This is a genomic window from Legionella nigrisilvae (genome assembly GCF_977063395.2).
This window is the reverse complement of sequence record NZ_CDRUGZ020000038.1, coordinates 116,884-138,506: the sequence shown is the minus strand read 5'-3', so window position 1 is coordinate 138,506 and position 21,623 is coordinate 116,884. Positions and strand designations below refer to the sequence as shown.

Sequence of the window (21,623 nt, the reverse complement as noted above, 5' to 3'; positions counted from 1 at the left end):
GTGATTATGGAAAAAGATTGGGAAAAGCGTTATGAGCGTGCAAAAAAATTTCTTCCACAAAATGTTGTGAGTTTGATAAAAAATCTCCAACCTGCAATTGCCTGGTCGCCGCAGGATAAATATATTTGTTATCGTCATGATACCACTGAAGGTTATGAGTATTTTATTTTTAATCTACAAACTAGGATTAAGGAACTCGCTTTTGATCATTCAGCCCTGGCAAAACAAATTGCGGAACTATTAAATCGAGAAGTACAAGCTGTTGCCTTGCCAATCAACCAAATCGAATGTGTCGAGGAACACATTTTGTACTTGCACATTGAGCAATTTATTTTTAAATATGAACGAACAACGCAGGTGCTCTCGCAGATTTCCCAGGCAGAAAAACCGGCGGCGATGCCTCGATGTCCCACAATCATGGAGCTATGGGGACTTTTACCCACTCTCATTGTTCCTAGAGTTCGCTCACCCGATGCATGTTGGGATTTATACTGTAAACAGCATAATCTATTTCTTTTTTCATTTAAGGAAAATAAAGAATATCAACTTACGACCGAAGGTACTGCAACGAATGCTTATGGAGTTTCCCCGGATACTAATTTAAGTTCACTTACCTTGCGTCGTATGCAAACCGAACTCCCTCCTATGGCTATTTGGTCTCCTGATTCAAAAAAAATTGTAAGCTTCCAATGCAAACAAGGACATGTAAAAAAATTGGCATTATTACAACATGTGCCTGAAGATGGTTCTTTTCGCCCTCAAGTACATGAGGCACATATTCCTTTTTTAGGTGATGAATTCATTCCGGAAATTAAATTATGTTGGATTGATGTCCAGGAAAAAAAGGTAAATGAAATTGACATGCCTCCCCTGATGCCAGCCTTGGTGGGTTCTCCAATCGAAGCAGGCTATGTCTGGTGGAGTGCGGATAGTACAAAAATCTTTTTTTTAAAAGAAGAGCGAGGTAATCATCAACTTTCTTTATGTGAATTCAATGTGGGCTCCCAAAAGTTGCGCGTTATTTTTACCGAAAAAGCCAAAGAGTATGTCGAGCCTAGTCAATTAATTTTGTGGCAGAATTACACGCGAATTCTGGAGCCGTCGAATGAGTTTATTTGGTTATCCACTCATCAAGGTTGGGCGCATCTTTATTTACACGATTTACGAACGGGAGAAATAAAAAATCCGATCACGCAAGGTACCTGGACGGTTCGTAAAGTGTTCCATGTTGATGAGAAACATCGATGGGTTTATTTTTTGGGTAATGGAAAAGAGCCTGGAAGTGATCCCTACTTCCGTTATTTATATCGTGCTCGTTTGGATGGAAGTGAGGTGCAATTGATGACACCTGAAACTGCAGACCATTCGATTGTTTTCTCACCTACTCAAGAATATTTTGTTGATTATTATTCTTCTATGGAGTCCCTACCAATCACAAAATTACGCGATAAAAATGGCCAAGAAATCGATACATTAGAAAAGGCTGATTTTTCACAGCTTTTTTCCTTAGGATATAAACACCCTGAGCCTTTTTGTCTAAAAGGCGCGGATGGAGAAACCGATATTCATGGTCTTATTTATTTCCCTACTGATTTTGATCCGAAGAACACCTATCCTATAATTGATGATATTTATCCAGGACCGCAATTAACGCGAGTTCCTAAAACATATTGTTATGATCCTCCTGAATATTTTTATGGCTGTTGGTGGCCACAAAGCATAGCAGAATTAGGTTTTATCGTGGTCAACATCGATGGCCGAGGAACGCCCTTGCGTTCAAAAAAATTCCATGAATATTCCTATCAACATTTAGAAACTGCAGGAGGATTAGAAGATCATGTTGCAGTTATTAAATGCCTCGCAAAGCATTGCTCTTATATTGATCTAAATCGAGTAGGTATTTTAGGTCAATCAGCAGGGGGATATGCGGCGACTCGAGCGTTATTGGATTATCCTGATTTTTATCGCGTGGGAGTCTGTGTTTCCGGATTACAGGATTTACGGAGTTATTTAGCATTTTGGGGGGAGCGATATCATGGCCTTCCGCACGATGTAGACTATACCTTGCAATCAAATTATTCCCTTGCGGACCAACTTAAAGGTAAATTATTTCTGATCCATGGTGATTTAGATGATAATGTTCATCCCTCCAATATGCTGCAATTTGTTGATGCATTGATTAAGGCAGATAAAAATTTTGATATGTTATTAGTTCCTAATGCAAACCATGGTTTGTATTTTATGCACCCTTATGTTTGGCGTAGAATTTGGGATTATTTTGTGGAGCATTTAAAAAGCTAACTACGGTATCACTTTCGGATTACCACTGCGCGTTCAAGGTAATTCTTGAAGAAAGAGTAGTCCGCTGCCATAATAAATTTAACGCTCTAGCAGTATTTTAAGAAAAGGATTCCTTATGGCTACTGTAGGTACTTATCTCGCACAACGCCTCCATGAATTAGGTATGACTGATTATTTCGCTATTCCTGGTGACTATAATTTGGGCTTATTGGATGAGCTATTAAAAAACGAATCACTAAAAATGATCAACTGTTGTAATGAGTTGAATGCAGGTTATGCAGCGGATGGGTATGCACGTATAAAAGGTGTTTCAGCTCTGCTGGTTACCTTTAGTGTAGGGGGCTTAAGTGCGGTCAATGCTGTTGCTGGTGCTTATGCTGAGAATCTGCCCATTATCGTTATTTCAGGAGGGCCGAATACAAACTCCGTGCAAGATGCGGAAATTTTACATCATACTCTGGCCACCGAAAATTACAGCTATGTTCGCGAAATCTTTGCGAAAATTACCGCACATAGTGTGTTTATCCACAGACCCAGTGATGCGCCCATGCAAATTGATACCGCGCTGGCGATTGCACTTGCAAAGAAAAAACCCGTATATATTGAAATCGCTTGTAATATTGCAGGGCTTAGTGTTTCGCCACCCACGCAACGGGCACTGAATGTGAAACGATTTAGCGATACTTCATCCCTTGCTGCTGCAATTGAAGATGCGGCTGCTAAACTCAACGCCGCGGTGAAACCTGTACTTATCGCCGGCAGTAAATCTCGTCCTTGCGAAGCAACAGCGATGATCGAAGCTTTAAGTCAATCCTGTGGTTATGCCTTAGCGGCAATGCCTGATGCTAAAGGTTTTGTTTCAGAACAGCATCCCAATTACATTGGTATTTATTGGGGGCCAGTGAGCTCACCGGGATGTGGAGAAATTGTAGAATCAAGTGACCTGTATTTCTTTATAGGACCTAATTTTAATGATTATACAACGGTAGGCCATGTATGTAATATCCAGCCAAAAAAGATTATTGTTATTGCAGATGGCAGTGTTTCAATCGCAGGAAAGGTCTATACCGATGTGTATATGAATGAGTTTTTATCCGGTTTAAAGGATCAATTAAAATTCAATGACGCCTCTCTTAAAGCATATAAACGAATCGCCGGTTCTCCCCCTTTATACAATGAACCTGATGATTTGAATTCACCACTAACCACTCGATTTCTATTTGGGCAAATTCAAAAGCTATTAAATAGCGATTATGGGGTGTTAGCAGAGACTGGCGACTCATGGTTTAATGGCATGCGGCTGAATCTACCCGAAGGCTGCCCATTCGAAATCCAAATGCAATACGGATCTATTGGGTGGTCTGTTGGTGCGCTTCTGGGCATGCAAGCAGCACTTCATAATAAAAAGCGCGTAATTGCTTTGATTGGCGATGGATCTTTTCAAATGAGTGCCCAAGAGCTCTCAACGATCATTCGTTATGGATATAAACCGATAATTTTTCTAATGAATAATGCTTCGTATACGATTGAAGTTCAAATTCATGATGGTCCCTATAATGTGATTAATAATTGGCGGTACGCAGATTTAGTAGAGGTATTTAATGGCGAGCAAGTAAACGCTCGTGCGTTTAGGGCCCCTACCCATCAAACGCTTCTTGATGCAATTGAAGAAACAAAAAAAACTGACGCTTTATGCTTTATTGAGGTCATTTTAGACAAAGATGATTGCAATAAAAATTTGTTGGAGTGGGGAGCCCGGGTTGCAACTTACAATAGCCGAGCACCAAGAACCCATTAATAATCTGCGCTGGGAAGAGCAGTGGAACCTGGTTTAGCACCCATTTCTCTCGGTTCCACGGTGCAGGCCAAGGCTAAGATTTGCTCCATTTGGTAAATTCATGCAAATTCTGACCTTTTCAACTCATATGCTCACTTTAGTGGAGAGGTCTATACTTATATTTATAGTGAAACTTTAGAAAGGACTTATATGAAAAACTATTTGAATCCCCAGCCACATGCAGTCGAACGAGTCAATAAAGTTCGAAATGAACCGCGTGGCATGCCTGTTCCTAAGCATAAAAAAGTAGCGGAAGATTTGTCGAAAAAATCAGACACAGAAATTTTTTCAACCGAGTCTGAAGAGCAAGCATGGAAAGAGTCCCTTAAAAAGGATAAAAACCCCTAGCTTTTCGGTAAGGAACTATAAGTGATTCACTTAGTACAGGTTTTGTTGGCATTCCTGTTGGTTTTACTCAATGCATTTTTTGTTGCTGCCGAATTCGGTATGGTAAAACTTCGTGCTACTCGCGTCGAGGCAATCAAGGATAATTATGGTTTGCGAGGAACTATTTTAGTTCATATTCATAAACATCTTGATGCCTATTTATCTGCATGCCAGCTCGGAATCACTATCGCATCTCTTGGATTGGGATGGGTAGGTGAACCTGCTTTTGCTGAATTACTAAAGCCTGTTCTACTTTTTATTGGCATAGATTCCCCGCGATTAATTACAGTAATTGCTTTTTTTGTGGCGTTTTCATTTATTTCCTTTCTCCATATAGTGGTGGGAGAGTTAATGCCTAAATCCCTTGCAGTTCGTCAATCAGAACGAGTATCGGTATGGACGGCCCTTCCTTTATATGGCTTTTATTGGATAATGTATCCGGCTATATGGATACTTAATAACTGCTCTAATTTTCTTTTAAAAGTTTTTAAATTAGATGAAGTTCATCATACAGAATATTTTCATTCCACCGAGGAAATCAAATTGCTCTTGGGCGCCAGTCATTTACATGGTGAGCTTACTGAAGAAGAAGTCGAAATTATTGAACATACTCTTGATTTAGCCGACCTTAAGGTCACTGAAGTTATGCGATCTAGTGAAGAAATGATTATGATTAACCTAAATAAGCCCATACAACACATTATCGATGTGATCATGCAGCATCGTTACAGTCGATATCCGGTTTATGATCCAGATAAAAAAGAGGTGATCGGTATTATTCATGTAAAAGATTTACTGCCCATTTTCTATCAGCATGGCGAAATCAAAGAGTTGCACTCACTACTTAGACCCGTTATTAAAATATCCCGTCGTGTACCTGCTTTAGATTTATTAAACAAATTTCGTGAAGGAATGTCTCATTTTGCTGTGGTGTACAGCGGCAAAGGAAGCATTCTGGGCTTTGTCACTCTTGATAATTTGCTTCAAGTAATGCTTGGCCGTATTAAAGATGAATTTCATCGTACTAAAGTGGATTGGGTCTTAAATGAGGATGGAAGCATCTCTGCTTCAGGGAATTGTTCGATTTATTTTTTAGAACAAGCAATTAATCAAGAGATTGATGTAGAAGATGAAATTGATATTTTAAATGGATTATTCCTTCATCGACTAGGGTACTTACCTAAAGAAGGGGAAAGCATTGAATTCCCAGAATTTAATGCCAAAATTGAAAAAGCAACGCCTTCAAAAATTATTAAAGTACGGATTTACCCCAAAGGTTTTGTTCATCGCGAAGGGAATTTAAAATAATGGACCTAAATTCGATAGACTATTTTATCGTCAAATTGATTGGGATAAAATTTCTAACGATTTTAGAATTTGTTCTGGTGTATGAGTAGCGGTAATAAAAAATCGTAATCGAGCTGAATTTTCAGGAACTGCAGGATATATAATGGGTTTAACATTCAATCCTTGTTGAAAACATTGTTTTGAGGTAGTGATGCATTTTTTCGAGTCTCCCAAAATAATGGGTAAAATTGGTGTACTCTCATTTAATCCTATATCGAAACCATATTGAATTGCGGTCTCTCTTGCCAACTGACTCAACTCATTTAATCGCTTAATTCGCTCGGGTTCTCTTTCCATGATTTTTATTGAGGCTAAAGAAGCAGCGGTATTGGCTGGAGGTAATCCTACGGTAAATACAAACCCAGGACAGGTATATTTTAAGTATTCAATTAACTCTTTTTTACCTGCAATATAGCCCCCACAACTTGCAAAAGATTTACTTAAAGTTCCCATCCATATTTCTACATCCGTGGAATTAATGCCATAATGCTCACTAATACCCTTGCCGGTTTTTCCAAGAACGCCCATGGAATGCGCTTCGTCTACCATGAGCCAGGCACCATGACGGTTTTTTATGCTAATGAGTTCGTTGAGTTTCGCGATATCACCATCCATGCTATAAACACCTTCGACAACAATTAAAACTCTTTTATAAAAATCCCGATCTTTAGTTAAAATAGTATCAATAGCCTGCCAATCGTTGTGCGGAAAAGCAATGCGTGTGGCTCGAGAATAAACTGCACCTAAGACCAGACTGTTATGGGCCAGTTCATCATGCAATATTAAATCATCCGGTCCATAGAGATGAGCAATGGTCATAACATTGGTAGCATGGCCACTCGTAAATACGATTGCATCTTCAACTCCCAACAGCTTCGCTAATTCAGCCTCCAATTCTTGATGAATTACTTTTTGTCCAGAGACAAGCCGGCTTGCAGAAACAGAGGTACCATAAGTTTTAATTGCTTCACAGCTTGCTGCAATAACCTCTGGATGAGAGGCCAGACCCAAATAGTTATAAGAGGTAAAATTAATGTATTCTTTTCCATTAATAATGCATGTACTATTGGAAACTCCTTGTTGTGCATCAAAAAAAATAGTATTACCGAGGTTTGCTTGTAACTTCTTCAGCTGCAGATAAGGGGGGTATGCTTTAAACTCGGTATAATTCCCATTAATTTTTTCTATGCTCTTGAGTTTGGTATCAAAAAAACTGCTCAAATCGGGTTTTGCTTGTTCATTAATGCATTCTAGTAAATAGCCGGCAAGCTCTCTAATATTTTCGAAATTAATGATTAAATCATTGTCGACTGTAATTTGTAAGCCATCTTCAATATTGGCAATGAATTGTTGGACGTGCAAAGAATCAAACCCAAAATTGATTAAAGCGGATGTTGTATCAATATTTTCTTTAGGTTGATTTAAAATGTTTGCAATACTACTTTGTAAATAATCTTCGATTTTGCAAACGGTAAGGTGTTCTTTACTTATCATAGTCTTTAGTTCCAGATTGCCATACAAAAAGGGGGGTTAACTCATTATCAGTCACTAATTTTTTAATGATGTTTCTTCTCAATTTACCACTAGTAGTTTTAGGAATTTTTTTAGGAGGTAATAAGGCAATGAACTGAGGGCTTAAGCCAAAGCTTGAACTAATATTTGATTTTATTGTGTTGACAATGTCTTCAAGTTCATTATTAGGGAACAGTTGTCTGACTTCGGCTACAATAGCCAATTGCTCCGAATTATCCATGTTAACAGAAAATGCAGCGATACAACCCGTTTTCAAACGTGAATCTGAAGATCCAAGGTGTATTTCAATGTCATAGGGATAGTGATTCTTACCATTGATTATAATAAGTTCTTTTATTCTTCCGGTAATAAATAAATTATCTTTATATAAAAATCCTAAGTCACCCGTTCTAAGGAATTTGGTAGTATCTGAATCGATATCTGCATGAAATGATTCCTTGGTTGCCTGCTCATTTTCCCAATAGCCTGAGGTAACACTCGGACCACACAACCAAATTTCTCCAATTTCACCTTCGGCACATCTTCTAAAAGGAGGTTTAGATACGATCACTACAGGGACCATGGGTTTACCACATCCCACAAGAACGCTTTGTGTATTATTATTCGCTTCATCAGCAAGCACTACCTTATTTTGATGTAAGGAATCCATTTCTATATTCAAAAATTGCGGATGCTCATGCCCATTTTTGTGGCCACTAACAAATACGGTTGACTCAGCCAACCCATAAATTGGATAAAAAGATTTTTTTTGAAATCCATATTGACTAAATTTGTTATAAAAATTATTTAAAGTTTTATGATTAATATATTCTGCTCCGTTGTATGCCACTCTCCATGAATCTAATTGAAAATTAGGTTCGATAAATTGTTCATTGATCCTTTTTTCGCAGATTTCATACGCAAAATTGGGCCCCCCACTGATATTGGCCTTAAAATCAGAAATGGCTTTTAACCATAGGTAAGGATGCTTAAGAAATGAAATAGGGGACATCATAAAAATGCTAAAGTCTGTATATACAGGGAACAATAAATTGCCGATTAATCCCATATCATGATATGGGGGTAACCAGGAAACCATCCGTTCTTTGCTTGTTTTTCCTATAGTTTCATAAACTAAGCTCAAATTATCCAATAGGTTTCCATGTCGTACGATGACACCTTTAGGCAAAGCGGTTGAGCCCGAGGTATACTGTAAATAACACATATCGGAACCTTTAAATGATAAAGGTTTATATAAATCAGCCATTGCAATGGTAGCCTTATTGATGTCAACCCAGCGGAAATTTTGAAAATCCCATTCCATTAGATGGTCTATTTTTGTAGAAAATTTACTCACAAATTTTTGAATTAAAGGAATAGAGGCAAGATTTTTTATAAATCCCAATTTTTTAATTTTTTGGGTTATTTCTGTGTTGGATAGGATAATAGATGGTTTCGAGTTGTTAATAATTGCTTGTAATTTTTCAACAGTACTTTTATCAAATGGAGGGTATGCGGGTACTGCAAGTACACCAGAAAATAAGCAAGCCCATAAAGTGACTATATAATCAATGCCGGGCGTAAAGATCAACAACACACGGTCTCCAGGTTTAGCATATTGTTGAATCAATGCCGCTATAGAATAAATTTTTTGTTGAAGTTCCCCGTAAGTATATTGTTCACTGTTTTCAAACAGCCCCGTTGTTGAAAAGTAATATAAGGGAGCTGATGGGTTTGCGAAAGCCCGTTCTTTGAACAGCTCAACCATATTTTCGATTTTTTTCCTTGCGTTCATTTCACAACCAAATAGTTACAAATACAAAATACAACTCATCTCTATCATTGTTTTCTCATATTTTATGAGTGTAGTCGTTTTTTATAAATGTTCAAAAAATAGTCAGATTTTGATGGTTTTTTTGATAGAAGGAGGGCACCAAACTATTGAGTCCAGGAATTGGAGTACCTCGTATGATCGGAGATTTGTGTATAAATATCGCTCTATTTGGTTGAATTGTGGAAATTCATTACCTATATTTATAAAAAACCACTCTGGAGTGACTTAACAGTCTTCTATAAAAAGTAGTTATGAATCAGACCGAATTGCATTTGTATCGTGGTTTAACCAGTTCGGAAAAGCGATACAGTAGAGCCATCATTGGGATCCCTTTATTAGTGACCCTCTATAGTATTATTTCAGGGATGTTATTTAATATCAGTATGGGTACATTAGTATTATTTTTGATTTGTTACAGTTGTACTGTTTTAGGAATTACGATCGGTTTTCACCGTTTGTTAACGCATCATTCATTCAAAACAAAGCGATGGGTGAAGATTGTGTTTGCTTGTTTTGGTTGCATGGCTTATGAAGGTCCTCCATTCTTTTGGATAGCCGCTCACCGAAGACATCATAAATATACAGAAACGCAGTTTGATCCGCATTCACCTCTTTCGACAAAGAAAGGGTGGCTATATGGTTTTTATCACGCCCATATGGGATGGATGGTGGACCACACCCTAGAGAACTGGCGATATTATTTAGGCGATTTGCTTCGCGATCGCGATTTATTGTTTATAAACAAACACTATGGCCTTATTGCCCTGAGTGGGATAATTGTTCCCGGAATTATCAATGGATTGTTGTACATGAATTGGTATTCGTTCTGGGAAGGGGTTATTGTTTGTGGATTTGTCAGAATCTGTTTCCAACAGCATGTTACCTGGTCCATTAATTCAGTTTGTCACATTTGGGGAAGAAAAGATTTTAAAACGCAGGACAACAGTAAAAATAATTGGCTTTTGGCGATTCTTGCTTATGGCGAGGGTTGGCATAATGGACATCATGCTTTTCCAAGCTCCGCCAGACATGGGCTAAAAAAATGGCAGATAGATCTATCTTATATATTAATATATTTACTCTCATGTATTGGCCTAGTTCAAGAAATCAAGTTGCCTACCGAAGACCAACTAAAACAAAAATCAATTAAATAAGGATCTTTGAGTTCTATTGAATTAAGAAAAACTATTAGTCTTCACCATTATGAGCATCCACAATGAGGTCTGGATCAATTGGGGGACCAGAAATTTTTCTTGTTTCACTAGCCCATTCACCCAAGTCAATAAGCTTACATCGATGTGAGCAAAAAGGTTTGAACTGGTTATCCGGACGCCAGGTATTTTGTTTCCCACAAATAGGACAAGTGATTTTATCGATGTTCATGATCTTCAATCTTTACAAAAGAGGTTTAATATAAATTTTGATTTTAGCATAAACAGATCATTATGGGCTTCTCCAAATTAATTCGTATTGCAAATTTATTTGTTTTAATGTGCTAAATTTATCATAATGCTGCTTTTTGAGTCTAAGGATCTTATGTCATCATTGCTTACTATCAATTTGCTAGAGGATTTAGTTCGTGCCGCTGAGTTGAATCAAGAAGGTAAGACAGCAGATTATATTCCTGAACTTGCTAATGTGGATGCAGATTTAACCGCGATTGCTGTCCAACCTTTGGGAGGGGATCCTCTTTCATACAGTAATAACCTTTTAAATCCGGTGACATTGCAAAGTACCTCTAAGATGATCCCTTTGATTGGGTTACTTGAAGAGTTTGGCGATGAACAGGTGTTCGAATGGGTTAAAGTTGAGCCCTCTGGGGATGATTTTGCTTCGATTACCCGCTTAGAACAATTTGGACCTAAACCCTCAAATCCAATGCTGAATGCAGGGGCAATTACTTTATGTTCTCAAATTCCAGGCAAGGGCGAGCAACAATTTGGATGGTTAGAACATTGGACGCAAAAATTATTTAATCAACGCCTGAGTATTAATCCTTTAGTTTTTGCTTCTGAAAAACGTACTGGTAATCGCAATCGTGCACTCGCTTATTTATTAAAGAGTAGGAATAACCTTAAAGCAGATGTTCATGAAACTTTGGATTTATATTTTGCCCTATGTTCCTATGAAGCTAAGTTAGAGCAGATGCTTTTTCTACCTACTCTATTAGCCAATGCAGGACGAAATCCTGACAACGGGGAGCAAATCATTTCCACCGAAACCGCTAAAATTACTTTGGCAATTATGGCAACGTGTGGACTCTATGATGAGACAGGAACCCATATGGTTAAAACCGGAATGCCGGCTAAAAGCGGGGTATCGGGCTATACCATTGCGGTTGTTCCTGGGAAAGCTGGGATTGTAGTATTAAGTCCACGAGTAAATGCTAAGGGCAACAGTATTCGTGGTGAAATCATGCTTGAAGGCTTGTCTAAAGCCATGAATTGGCATTTTGCCTTACCTTGATTTGACGTAACCTGGGCTTTCACGCAAATTCCTGGGTTACAGGGTGCATTTTCCGTGCTAAAGGCCAACAGAGTATTTTGCAAATCATCTGGAAAATGTAAACCGGAGTTTCCGGAGAGGTTAAGTTAATTATACTTGAAAACTCACATTAAGTTTCTATAATGCCAAAATGTTAATCATCTAATTAAATTATGTTTTTTTATTCCAAAATATATTTTCCGCGTTTTTTTCCAACAACCCTTGAAAAAGCAATTCAAGACAAGCTTGGTGACACCGATACTTTGAATTGGGAACGAACTCGATACAAAGCTTTATTGAACTTAAAGAAGCATGCTTCTCGCATGATATCAAGTCTTGAGGAGTTAAAAAAAGTTACCGAGGCTCAACAAATTGACTCGATGGATGAGCTCATTCAGGAGGTGATTAAAGAAGCAATATCCAATCCTTCCTTCGATGGAAGTCAGCATTCTAATGTATTGAACAATAAATTTTCATTATTAAAAGATGAGGTTGAAGAACATAAGAATCTAGAAAAGTGTTTTTCTGGATGCAACGTGTTCGCGAATTCAATTGTGACTTCGGCAGCTGCTCTGGGTGTTGTTTTATTTGGGGCTGCTGCAGTAACTGGACCCTTAGGTATTGCTCTTTTAGGAATAGGGATGGCCCTCTTGTCGACACTTGTTTTAACCATTGCTGCCTATAGTGTTTATGTAGATGCACGATTTATAGGGGATAAACAACTAAATGAGATTGATGCAGGTATAAATTTCTTAACTAGCTATCCTAATGTGGAGCTGATGCTTGAAAAGGACGTACCCAGCAACACCCTATGTGGTATTTAAAGTCACAAAGTACTCATATTTAAATAGATAAATTGCCCTGGTTGGAGACAACCAGGCGACATTGCTAGCTACAAACTCAATTTTTTCCTAGAGTAGATGATGGACTTACAGCTTGACTTTGTCCTATTTTGAATTGGTTTAATTCCTCTATCTCTTCCCGAGAAAGCATTCCTTCTGGGGAATAAGTGACTAAAGGATTAAGCGTATCAAACTCGGGATTGTACGGATAATAAGTGTTTTTGCCGCGAGATTGACTAAAGCTATGTAACTTTTCAGGCTCTTTATTTAATTCAAAAACAAGATTTAACGTAGGATCACATATCACTCGATCTTCATCTTTCCCCAGACTGACCACCACATGTCTATTGATGTTAACACCAAGGACAGTGAGATTCATTTCCTCAAGTTGTTCAGGATACATTTTTTGGATATAGTGAAAGGCCAAAGTGGCAAACTCCCCGCAATTGCCTATTTTTTTCTCTAAAACACAGAGTTCTAAACAATGCCTTCTAATTGATTGACCGCGTGTAGAGTCTTCCTCCACCCCTTTAAAGGCGCAAAAAGCCATCCATAACTCATCCGCTTGTTTCCGTATATCAGCTACTTCATTTGCAAGAGCTAATCTATCCAAATACTGTAAGTTATGGAAAATAGAGCTTTCATAATATCCGGAGCTTTTACGTTGGTTATACCGCTCTGCATATTTATTTTTCAGTTCTTCTTTTCTTACGGAGGTTAAATCGTTATCCAATAATGCAGCATTCTTCTTATAAAACTTAATCCGCGGTGTGGTCTCTCCTTGTTTTATATGTTCCCTAGCATAAGCGCAGGCTTCTTTCGCTATTTCTAATAGTTCCGAGGTTTTCATAGGAATAGCCATATCATTAATTTGAACACTATATAATATATATACTATTTGACCAAAATTGTACAAAGTGAAACATAACCGCTTCGAGTTGAGGAGATTTCCCTGTGAAGATTCCAACTCCATTTTGCTGTCACAGGGAGCCCCATCATTACTTAAGGCTTTGCAGAAGAATGGGATTCTTCTTTTAATTTTCCAAACAGTGCTTTATGGTCTGCCACGTACGTTTCGATAATATGAGATTTTAATTGATCAAGCCCAATCGCTTTTTTCGCAGAGGTTTCGATATAAACTGTAGAAAACGTTTCCGCAAATTCGGTGGCTTCATGTTTACTTACCAGACGCTCCGCCGTATCGCTTTTTAATCCCACGAATAAAAATCTGAAATGCGGATTATGTTCATTGTAGTGAAAAACATCCTGAGACCAGAATTTTAAATTATTAAAACTCTCGCGAGAACTTATATCAAAGCAAAGAAGATGAATTTTATCCCCCAAATATTGCCTTCTATAATAAGCAGTTGCATTATGTGTCATTGGATAATCGCGTCCTTGAACCAAAGGGCTTTCATAACACAACAACAATGTTCCATATTTCTTATGATGCTGAATCTGACTTTTCTCAATCTGTATGATATTCGAATCAATGAATTCGTTTTCGGTGAGTTGACAGATCAGGCTTCTAATACCAATTCCTGTATCGCCAATCAAATTAATCATAATTCTGGGGACATTTTTTTCAAAAAAGGTTTTATAATTTGCCCGGGTAATCTCGGTCATCTTTCTAAAAAACTGCCCCGTTTCTGAAAGTCTGCATACGTCATGTGGGTTGAGAAAAGAAGTCATATAGGCTGATATTTCCCGAGGTAATTTAGCAAAACTACCCGCTCTTATAGTAATTAATTGGTTTTGCATTTCTTGAGGTAATTCACGTTCCATGGATTTTTGTTGTTGTTGCATTGCTACAGCTAATTCAGCAATATATTTTTTTACTCCATCTTTAAATTGTTTGATAGCAGGAAAACCTGTAAAAGTTGAGGTAAATTGAGTTAATAAAGATTTTTCTTGAGACTGAAGTGCGCTAAAGGTTTTAGCAAGAAGCATACTATATTGTTTTTTGAGAGCTGTTTGGGATGAAGAAGGGCAGCTCAGATCAATGAGTTCAGTGAGTAGTTGCTCTACTCGCATCCCTAGCTCAGCGCCCAGAGAATTAAATGCTGATTTGTCGTCTTTTTTTTGTTTTAGCTCATGGAGCATCTCCTGTACCTTGCTCACACGTTCCGTATAGTGCTCCAGAGCCAGTTTAATTTTGAATAATTGACTCACCCCATGAAACTGATTAATGCCTTGTAGGTCAAATCGTTTTAAATAGTCATACGATTGTGCTAATCGCACATAAACAGCTTGAATAAGATTAATTTGTTCTTGAAAGTAGGATATGCGTGAGTTCATATTTTTTTCTAAATACCTAATAAATTAATTGTTGGCTTAAATATAATACATTTTGCGGCAGGGTCATAATGTAATTATCCACGCGAGTATTGTAAGCAGAGTCCAACTTGGTGATTGTTAGTGACAGAGCAATTCACCACAAAACAACCAAGTTTTGTGTTTTTATAAATTGTTGTACACTGTGTTTCTTATTGAGTGAGTGGTTAAATAAAATGCATGATAATTCTCGGGATTCAACAAATTACGATAAGAACTATGAAGAAAAGAAGTTGTCCGAAGCGATGGATGCCTCAGCAGAGCCATCCGAAGACGGAATAACAACCTCTCCAAACAGCTTGCAAGATATGATACTTGCTCGAGTGGCTCAAGATCCGTTCTTAAGTATTGAGTTAATTCGAAATAAAAGTTATGCGGATACTCATATCTCAGAAGTGCTGAAAAAAATTACTCCTTTTATCGGTCTCCTACCTGCAGAAGTAAAATGCGAGCTCCTTACTTTTCTCCCTATTCGGGATTGGATTTCATTATTTAAGGTAAGCAAAGAGTGGCAGAAATTAGGAGTATCTGCGGCAGAACTCTTTCTTAATGATGTTGCGCGTGACAAACCCACGGTAATTTCAATTGAGAAATTTGAGGCAATGTTGAACAGTTTGATAAAGAATGTTGAGAGTTACTCCCAAAAAACTCGAAGGCGGCCAGATCAGGTGGAGGAGATAAAGAATTTAAAGAAAGAAGTTAGTTCCTTGAAATTGCCGCTTGCAAAATTATTTCGATGCGAAAAAAGATTGGAAGAAGTTCAAAGAGCTATAGCGCGTGAGTATGGGACCAGTACGATGGTTTCTTTTTTTTCGGGTCCACAAAACAGCCAATTGCATCAAATTCTTGAATCAACTCGCAGGGAAATCCAAAAATTTACCCAATCATCCTGGTTTAAACAAGTCCAGTTTTGTGTGAACCTGTGTCCTCATCATGTGATTGCTCATCAGTTCTCTGATGCTTTTTTAGAAATCAATAACTTGCAAAATGATTTTAAAGTACCGTTACTTTCCGCTGCATTTAGGAATTCATGAGTATGGGTGCGCCTTATATTTTCGAAGGTAATTAGACATTTACGTGTTGAAAAAAGAATATCCTCTGAGTTGTTACAAAGTGGCTCACTTTTATTTAAACATAAAAAATGTTGTGATTTGACTGTGTAAACAAGTTCTCGTTTGTAATGGGTTGACATAAAATTAAAGTAGATCTTTCACAATAGTTAATATATTTTGGGGGCTTCTAGCAATATGGGTTGGATTATAACGGGTTAGCAATGATTCTGAATTAAATCCCCAGGTGACCGCTATGGATAGAATATGACATTTTTTAGCCGCTTCAATGTCTCGTGTTTCATCTCCTATATAAAAAGTATCCTGTAAGTTCATGGTGTACGATTTAATTGCTTTTTTTAATAAATATCGTTTACCAAAATAACTTGATTCTGCGTGAATAAAATTAAATATATTCTGCATTTGATGTTGTTCAAGCCAGGTTGAGACATTTGCTAATGAATTTGAGGTTACAATCCCTAAGATACAATCTAAATTTTTTAATTCAGTAAGTACTTCAGGTAGATCGATAAACGTAGACAAGATAGGAATTTCCTTTTTCATATGCTCTCTAGCTCGATGCATTATATGAGGTAGTTTATAAAATGGAATTTTTAGATAATGGATGAGTTCTTTGGAGGTCAGATTCCTTAATGTTTCTAATTCTGAGGGATCGATTTTGCGTAGATTAAGCTCATCAGCCAAGAGCGTTAATTTTTCAATGGCAACGGGAAAACTATCCGCTAATGTTCCATCAAAATCAAAGATTAAATTAAATTTCCTATTGTCCATTTTCTTCTCTTTTGCGATAACGCACTTGAGTAATAAATACAGCACTTAATATAGAGTATGCTCGAACTTTTTGAAATGTACGAGTAGGTTTAAACAAATCGTTTTTGTTTATTCAAAAATAGGCCAACAAGAAATTATCATCCATAAATCCGGCGAACTATTTGAGGTCTAACACCGGTTGGGGTATTTGCTCACGCAACAGGTGATTGATTTTTTATCTATTTGTTGTTATAATAGGCATTCGTTGTTGAGTCCAGATCAGCTTTAGACTCGATCTCGTATTACAAATAAGAATAAATCAAAAAAGAAATTCGTTTGTCCATGGAGTACATCATGTGGTTCACTTTCGCTCTCTTTGCCGCTATCTTATGGGGATTTAATTACGCATTAGCGGAAAAAATATTAAATAGCATTTCACCGATCACCTTATTGGCATTGGAAATGACCATTGGAGCGATATTGTTTACAGTAATTTCTTTTTTTACAACGATGAAAAGAGACATTCAAATACTAACAACAGACTCAGGTCTTCTTTTGTTAACTGGAGCTGAGATTGCAATTGTTCTCATCGCCAGTTATTTTATTGCGACCTCCATTACACTTAAAAACGCTACAATTGCGGGAATCGTTGAATTAACCTACCCTATATTTACCATTATTTTTACTTGGTTTTTATTTAATCAAGTTCATGTGAATTTTTCCGTCATTCTTGGAGGTTTTTTAATTTTTATCGGGGTCTTGGTGATAGGTTTTGCATAAACTTATGCTGCATCCTTTGAGATTCGCTTACTTGTGATTTGACAATCAAAATAGCTCTCTCCGGGTTCTTTGTGGCAATGAGGTTTCCCTGTGAAATAAATTGCAAAAGTTAGTAAAAAAATGTTGTGCTATAGTCATTGATTGAGGTAAATGCAGTTGGGTCTCAGCGCGAATGGCACTAATATCTTCTGGTTGTAGATGACGAAGCAAATGCTCTAAATAGTCGGGATGCTCTAGCCAGCGCTGAATCAGATGAGGATCGACTTCCAAATGAAATTGTATCCCTATGCTATTTTGATGATAACAAAAGGCTTGCACACATTGAGAGTTTTCTAAAAGAACTTCCACACCTGGAGCTGTCTCACTTGCAAATTGATGCCATTGAAAAACATGTATTGGCTGTGCAAAAGCTCCAAATAGATCATGTTCCCCACGTCTGTTGACACTTACCCATCCAAATTCAGGCCTTTCTAAGGCATAACAGTTCCCGCCCAGAGCTAAATTCAATAGTTGAGAGCCTAAACAAATCCCCAATATGGGTATTTCCTTAGCAATTGCTACTTGCAATAATTCTATTTCATGAGTTAAGTGCGGGTATAGATCAATCTCACTAGGATGCATCATTCCTCCCAGTACAACAATACCATGATAACAATTCATATCTAATCGTCGATGGGGTTCTTTAGCAAAATTGACATAGCGAATACGCAAATTCGTACTCTTTAAGGTATTAATAATTATACCTAAGGGTTCATAAGGAGAATGTTGTAAAACTAGAATGGGTGCCATCATCAAATTTTTTCAACACGTTATGTTAAGTATAGTCGGCTGATAACGATAATTTAAATTTTACCCAAAAGAATCGAGTTGTATGATAAATTCCTAGTTAAGCTCTCAAATATCCTTGATGCACAATATTTAATTCTTTTTCAAAACAATCATTTTTTCCTTGGACATATCGTGCATTGTCCATGGGATCCCTCCGATGCCGTAACCTGATTGTTTTAATCCTGCAAAGGGCATCCAATCCGCACGAAAGGCAGTATGATCATTAATCAGTACGGTAGAAGCCTCTAGGTATTCTGCTGCTTTTAGTGCAGGTTCTATATCCTCAGAAAATACGCTGGATTGAAAAGCAACCGGTAGGGAGTTCGCAATACGAATTGCCTCATCGAGTTGTTCATATTCATAAACACAGGTTACAGGACCAAAAATTTCCAATTGAGACACTTTAGCATCAGCAGGTGGATTGAGTAATACGGCTGGAAGCAAGGTTGTCTCAGAAAGACGGCCTCCACCAAATAATTTTGCGCCTTTGGCAACTGCTTCATCAATCCAAGAGATGACACGTTCTGTTTCACGTGGGAGAATCAATGGACCTACTTCGGTTTCTTTAAAGAGTGGATCCCCGACCTTTAATGATGTGACTCGTTTCACGAATTCATCCATAAAAGGGGTGATAATATCTTTATGCACAAAAATACGCTGTACGGAAACACACACTTGGCCGGCATGGTAATACCCACCTTTGACAAGCGATTGCGTGGTTTTCTGAATGTTCGCGCTGCGATCTACAATTACGGGTGCTGCACCCCCATGCTCTAAGGCACAACGGGTGCCAGGGGACAGCTTGCTTCGTAAACTCCATCCCACTTTAGCAGAGCCAATAAAGCTTAAGAAAGCTATTCGTTCATCGGTTGCAAGTTGTTCCGCCAGGGTATTATCTTCCGTAATCAAGGTTTGACACCATCCTTCGGGAAGTCCGGCATCGCGGACTAAGTTGATGAGTTCAATGCAACATAAAGGAGTGGTGGAAGCAGGCTTAATGATGACCGGGCATCCCACTGCGATTGCTGGAGCAACTTGATGTACAATGAGATTTAAAGGATGGTTAAATGCAGAAATAGCTGCTACAACGCCAATAGGTTCTTTAATCGTAAACGCCCAGCGATGCTCGCTTGCAGGAGTAAGCCCCATAGGAATTTCTTGGCCCGCGAAATGTCGCAATTCTTCTGCGGCATCGTTTAAGCCATCTATGGCCCGTGTTACTTCAATTGCTGCGTCAGTTAATGGTTTTCCACCTTCTTGCGCAATGAGTTTGGCAAAATGATCCTGCTTAGAGGTTAATAATTGGGCTGCGCGTTTTAAAATGTCCATGCGCTCATAGGGCTTGAGCCAATTTTTGCGATTTTTTAGTGTTGATGCAGCGGTATCCAGCTTTAATTTAAGCGTGTGCTCATCATCGACAGGAATTTCTTTAATTAAGACCCGATCAAATGCTTGAACCACTTGCAGTATTTTTTTCATGAAGTTCCCTTTTTCATTGATGCTGGGGGTAGACGTTTTTGTAACTCATCGACCAGGACACGTTTATTTTCTGAATAATCAATTGGGAAAATAACAAGCTGAACTCCCCCAGCAGTAAATGCGTTCTCCAGAATGGATCGAAAATCCTCTATTTTTTCCACTCGGGTTCCATGTGCTCCATATGCCTCAGCATATTTTATTAAATCAGGATTTGTAAATGTCATGCCGAAATCAGGGAAATGATCCACCGCCTGCTTCCAGCGAATCATTCCAAATGCATGATCTTCAATCACTAGGACTACCAGGTTTAATTTCAGCCGAACCGCGGTTTCTAACTCTTGGCTGTTCATCATAAACCCTCCATCGCCACATACCGCCATTACCCGGCGATTAGGATATAAAAGTGAGGCCATGATTGCTGATGGAAGGCCAGCTCCCATTGTTGCCAGAGCATTGTCAAGAAGGAGGGTGTTTGCCATTTGCGTCCGATAATTGCGGGCAAACCAGATTTTATACATACCATTATCCAATGCGAGAATTCCATCATGTGGCATGACTTGCCGTACGTCATAGACCATGCGTTGCGGGGTAAAGCGATCTTCAGTTGCTCGCGCAGCGATTTTGTTCAAAATATCTTCACGTAAATGTAACAGTGCGTTTGCATGGGGAAGCTTGCCTTCGAGTTTGTCCGCAAGCAAATTTAATGAAGGCCCCATATCACCTATAACTTCGGCTTGTGGAAAATAAATTTGTTCCACTGTAGCAGATTGATACCCAACATGAATGACCTTAAGATGACTGCACATGATAAAGGGGGGTTTTTCTACAGTACTATGACCAATAGTTATAATTAGATCCGCTTGTTCTATCGCTTCATGTACGTAGTCTCGTTCTGAAAGGGCTGCGGTTCCCATGTAAAGCTCGGTTGCTCCCGAAACAGTCCCTTTCCCCATCTGGGTGGTGAAATAAGGAATTTTTGTTCGCAAAATAAATTGGGCAAGCGCATTAGTCGCTCGTGGACGAGATGCTGCTGCACCGAGCATCACCAGTGGTCGCTTGGCTTGTATAATCATTTCTGCAGCGCGTTTTATAGCCGCTTCACTTGCTACAGGATATTCAATAGTGTGTGGTGGAATGAGAGGAACGTTCTTGATTCGTTCTGCGGCAATGTCTTCAGGAAGTTCTAAATGCACAGGTCCTGGTGTTTCTGCTTGAGCAAGATGAAACGCTTCGCGCACAATAGTGGGGATCATCGACGGTGATATAATTTGGCGCGACATCTTTGTTAAAGGTTGCATGGTAGCTACGGTATTCACCATTTGAAATCGCGCCTGATGGGAGGATAATATTCCCTTTTGTCCCGTTATCATGATCATAGGCATCTCACCCAAAAGCGCATAGGCAGCTCCAGTAGTGAGATTTAGTGCTCCAGGGCCAAGAGTGGTCATACATACGCCGGGCTTTCCGGTTAGTCGCCCATAGGTCGCTGCCATAAATGCGGCTGCTTGTTCGTGTCGAGTAAGCACCAGTTCGATTGATGAGTTGCGAAGGGCCTCGACAACATCGAGATTTTCTTCGCCAGGAATACCAAAAATGTGTTGGACGCCCTCATTCTCAAGGGCTGCAACTAAGAGCTCGGAACCTTTGATCATAATATTCCCTCATAGAGTTCAAAATGTTCTTCTCCCCATATTATAAACCAAACTGGATCATATTTTTTAATATTGCGGAAAGATACTCTGGGAAGCTACTGTAATGACAAAAGGATTGATTATAAAAATTGAACACAGGGGTCGTTTAATATACAATTATAGAATAATAGTAAAGATCAATCGCAC

18 protein-coding genes are annotated in these 21,623 nt (G+C 38.5%); 9 read left to right on the top strand and 9 right to left on the bottom strand.

From position 1 onward, the window contains the following. Positions 1 to 6: 6 nt before the first annotated feature. The 4 genes from ACWTE2_RS22960 to ACWTE2_RS22945 all read left to right on the top strand — a co-directional run bounded on the left by ACWTE2_RS22960 (position 7) and on the right by ACWTE2_RS22945 (position 5,833). Positions 7 to 2,301, top strand: a complete 2,295-nt coding sequence (locus ACWTE2_RS22960) for a S9 family peptidase (RefSeq protein WP_454784549.1) — start codon at positions 7 to 9, stop codon at positions 2,299 to 2,301. 115 nt (positions 2,302 to 2,416) lie between these two features. Further along, the gene (locus ACWTE2_RS22955; RefSeq protein ID WP_454784548.1) at positions 2,417 to 4,099 is read left to right on the top strand and encodes a thiamine pyrophosphate-binding protein; all 1,683 of its coding nucleotides are present in this window, start codon (positions 2,417 to 2,419) and stop codon (positions 4,097 to 4,099) included. Between the two features lie 189 nt (positions 4,100 to 4,288). Beyond that, the gene (locus tag ACWTE2_RS22950; protein ID WP_454784547.1) at positions 4,289 to 4,486 is read left to right on the top strand and encodes a hypothetical protein; all 198 of its coding nucleotides are present in this window, start codon (positions 4,289 to 4,291) and stop codon (positions 4,484 to 4,486) included. A 21-nt stretch (positions 4,487 to 4,507) separates the two neighbouring features. Next, a complete protein-coding gene (locus tag ACWTE2_RS22945; protein WP_454784546.1) occupies positions 4,508 to 5,833 on the top strand; it encodes a hemolysin family protein in 1,326 nt (441 codons plus the stop codon). Positions 5,834 to 5,863: 30 nt separating this feature from the next. Here the strand turns inward: ACWTE2_RS22945 and ACWTE2_RS22940 are convergent, their stop codons facing one another. Both ACWTE2_RS22940 and ACWTE2_RS22935 read right to left on the bottom strand, forming a co-directional pair. Then, positions 5,864 to 7,366, bottom strand: coding sequence for an aminotransferase class I/II-fold pyridoxal phosphate-dependent enzyme (locus ACWTE2_RS22940; RefSeq protein ID WP_454784545.1), 1,503 nt, complete (start codon positions 7,364 to 7,366; stop codon positions 5,864 to 5,866). Next, entirely contained in the window at positions 7,356 to 9,179 is a 1,824-nt protein-coding gene (locus tag ACWTE2_RS22935; RefSeq protein WP_454784544.1) for a fatty acyl-AMP ligase, read from the bottom strand. The genes ACWTE2_RS22940 and ACWTE2_RS22935 overlap by 11 nt, the downstream gene beginning before the upstream one ends. Positions 9,180 to 9,469: 290 nt before the next feature. Between ACWTE2_RS22935 and ACWTE2_RS22930 the strand changes: the two genes are divergently transcribed. Further along, positions 9,470 to 10,372, top strand: a complete 903-nt coding sequence (locus tag ACWTE2_RS22930; RefSeq protein WP_454784543.1) for an acyl-CoA desaturase — start codon at positions 9,470 to 9,472, stop codon at positions 10,370 to 10,372. A gap of 34 nt (positions 10,373 to 10,406) precedes the next feature. On the opposite strand, the gene ACWTE2_RS22925 is transcribed toward ACWTE2_RS22930, so the two are convergent. Then, positions 10,407 to 10,604, bottom strand: coding sequence for a DNA gyrase inhibitor YacG (locus tag ACWTE2_RS22925; protein WP_454785014.1), 198 nt, complete (start codon positions 10,602 to 10,604; stop codon positions 10,407 to 10,409). 150 nt (positions 10,605 to 10,754) lie between these two features. Here ACWTE2_RS22925 and glsA point away from each other — a divergent pair, with 150 nt between their 5' ends. Further along, positions 10,755 to 11,684: a glutaminase A gene (gene glsA / locus ACWTE2_RS22920; RefSeq protein ID WP_454784542.1), complete on the top strand. Its 930-nt coding sequence runs from the start codon at positions 10,755 to 10,757 to the stop codon at positions 11,682 to 11,684. A 191-nt stretch (positions 11,685 to 11,875) separates the two neighbouring features. Beyond that, entirely contained in the window at positions 11,876 to 12,526 is a 651-nt protein-coding gene (locus tag ACWTE2_RS22915) for a hypothetical protein (RefSeq protein WP_454784541.1), read from the top strand. 76 nt (positions 12,527 to 12,602) lie between these two features. Here the strand turns inward: ACWTE2_RS22915 and ACWTE2_RS22910 are convergent, their stop codons facing one another. Continuing rightward, positions 12,603 to 13,394, bottom strand: a complete 792-nt coding sequence (locus ACWTE2_RS22910; protein ID WP_454784540.1) for a hypothetical protein — start codon at positions 13,392 to 13,394, stop codon at positions 12,603 to 12,605. Positions 13,395 to 13,546: 152 nt separating this feature from the next. Beyond that, on the bottom strand, positions 13,547 to 14,842 hold the full coding sequence (locus tag ACWTE2_RS22905) for a hypothetical protein (RefSeq protein ID WP_454784539.1): 1,296 nt from the start codon (positions 14,840 to 14,842) through the stop codon (positions 13,547 to 13,549). A gap of 212 nt (positions 14,843 to 15,054) precedes the next feature. Between ACWTE2_RS22905 and ACWTE2_RS22900 the strand changes: the two genes are divergently transcribed. Further along, positions 15,055 to 15,912, top strand: a complete 858-nt coding sequence (locus ACWTE2_RS22900; protein ID WP_454784538.1) for an F-box protein — start codon at positions 15,055 to 15,057, stop codon at positions 15,910 to 15,912. Positions 15,913 to 16,074: 162 nt separating this feature from the next. Here ACWTE2_RS22900 and ACWTE2_RS22895 read toward each other — a convergent pair whose 3' ends face one another. Further along, on the bottom strand, positions 16,075 to 16,719 hold the full coding sequence (locus ACWTE2_RS22895; RefSeq protein WP_454784537.1) for an HAD hydrolase-like protein: 645 nt from the start codon (positions 16,717 to 16,719) through the stop codon (positions 16,075 to 16,077). Between the two features lie 333 nt (positions 16,720 to 17,052). On the opposite strand from ACWTE2_RS22895, the gene ACWTE2_RS22890 reads away from it, so the two are divergent. Continuing rightward, on the top strand, positions 17,053 to 17,478 hold the full coding sequence (locus ACWTE2_RS22890) for a DMT family transporter (protein ID WP_454784536.1): 426 nt from the start codon (positions 17,053 to 17,055) through the stop codon (positions 17,476 to 17,478). A gap of 45 nt (positions 17,479 to 17,523) precedes the next feature. Here ACWTE2_RS22890 and ACWTE2_RS22885 read toward each other — a convergent pair whose 3' ends face one another. The 3 genes from ACWTE2_RS22885 to ACWTE2_RS22875 form a co-directional block, all read right to left on the bottom strand. Further along, on the bottom strand, positions 17,524 to 18,270 hold the full coding sequence (locus ACWTE2_RS22885) for a type 1 glutamine amidotransferase (RefSeq protein WP_454784535.1): 747 nt from the start codon (positions 18,268 to 18,270) through the stop codon (positions 17,524 to 17,526). Between the two features lie 126 nt (positions 18,271 to 18,396). Further along, a complete protein-coding gene (locus tag ACWTE2_RS22880; protein ID WP_454784534.1) occupies positions 18,397 to 19,785 on the bottom strand; it encodes an aldehyde dehydrogenase family protein in 1,389 nt (462 codons plus the stop codon). Beyond that, entirely contained in the window at positions 19,782 to 21,437 is a 1,656-nt protein-coding gene (locus ACWTE2_RS22875) for an acetolactate synthase large subunit (protein WP_454784533.1), read from the bottom strand. Before ACWTE2_RS22875 ends, ACWTE2_RS22880 begins: the two co-directional genes overlap by 4 nt. Positions 21,438 to 21,623: the final 186 nt, after the last annotated feature.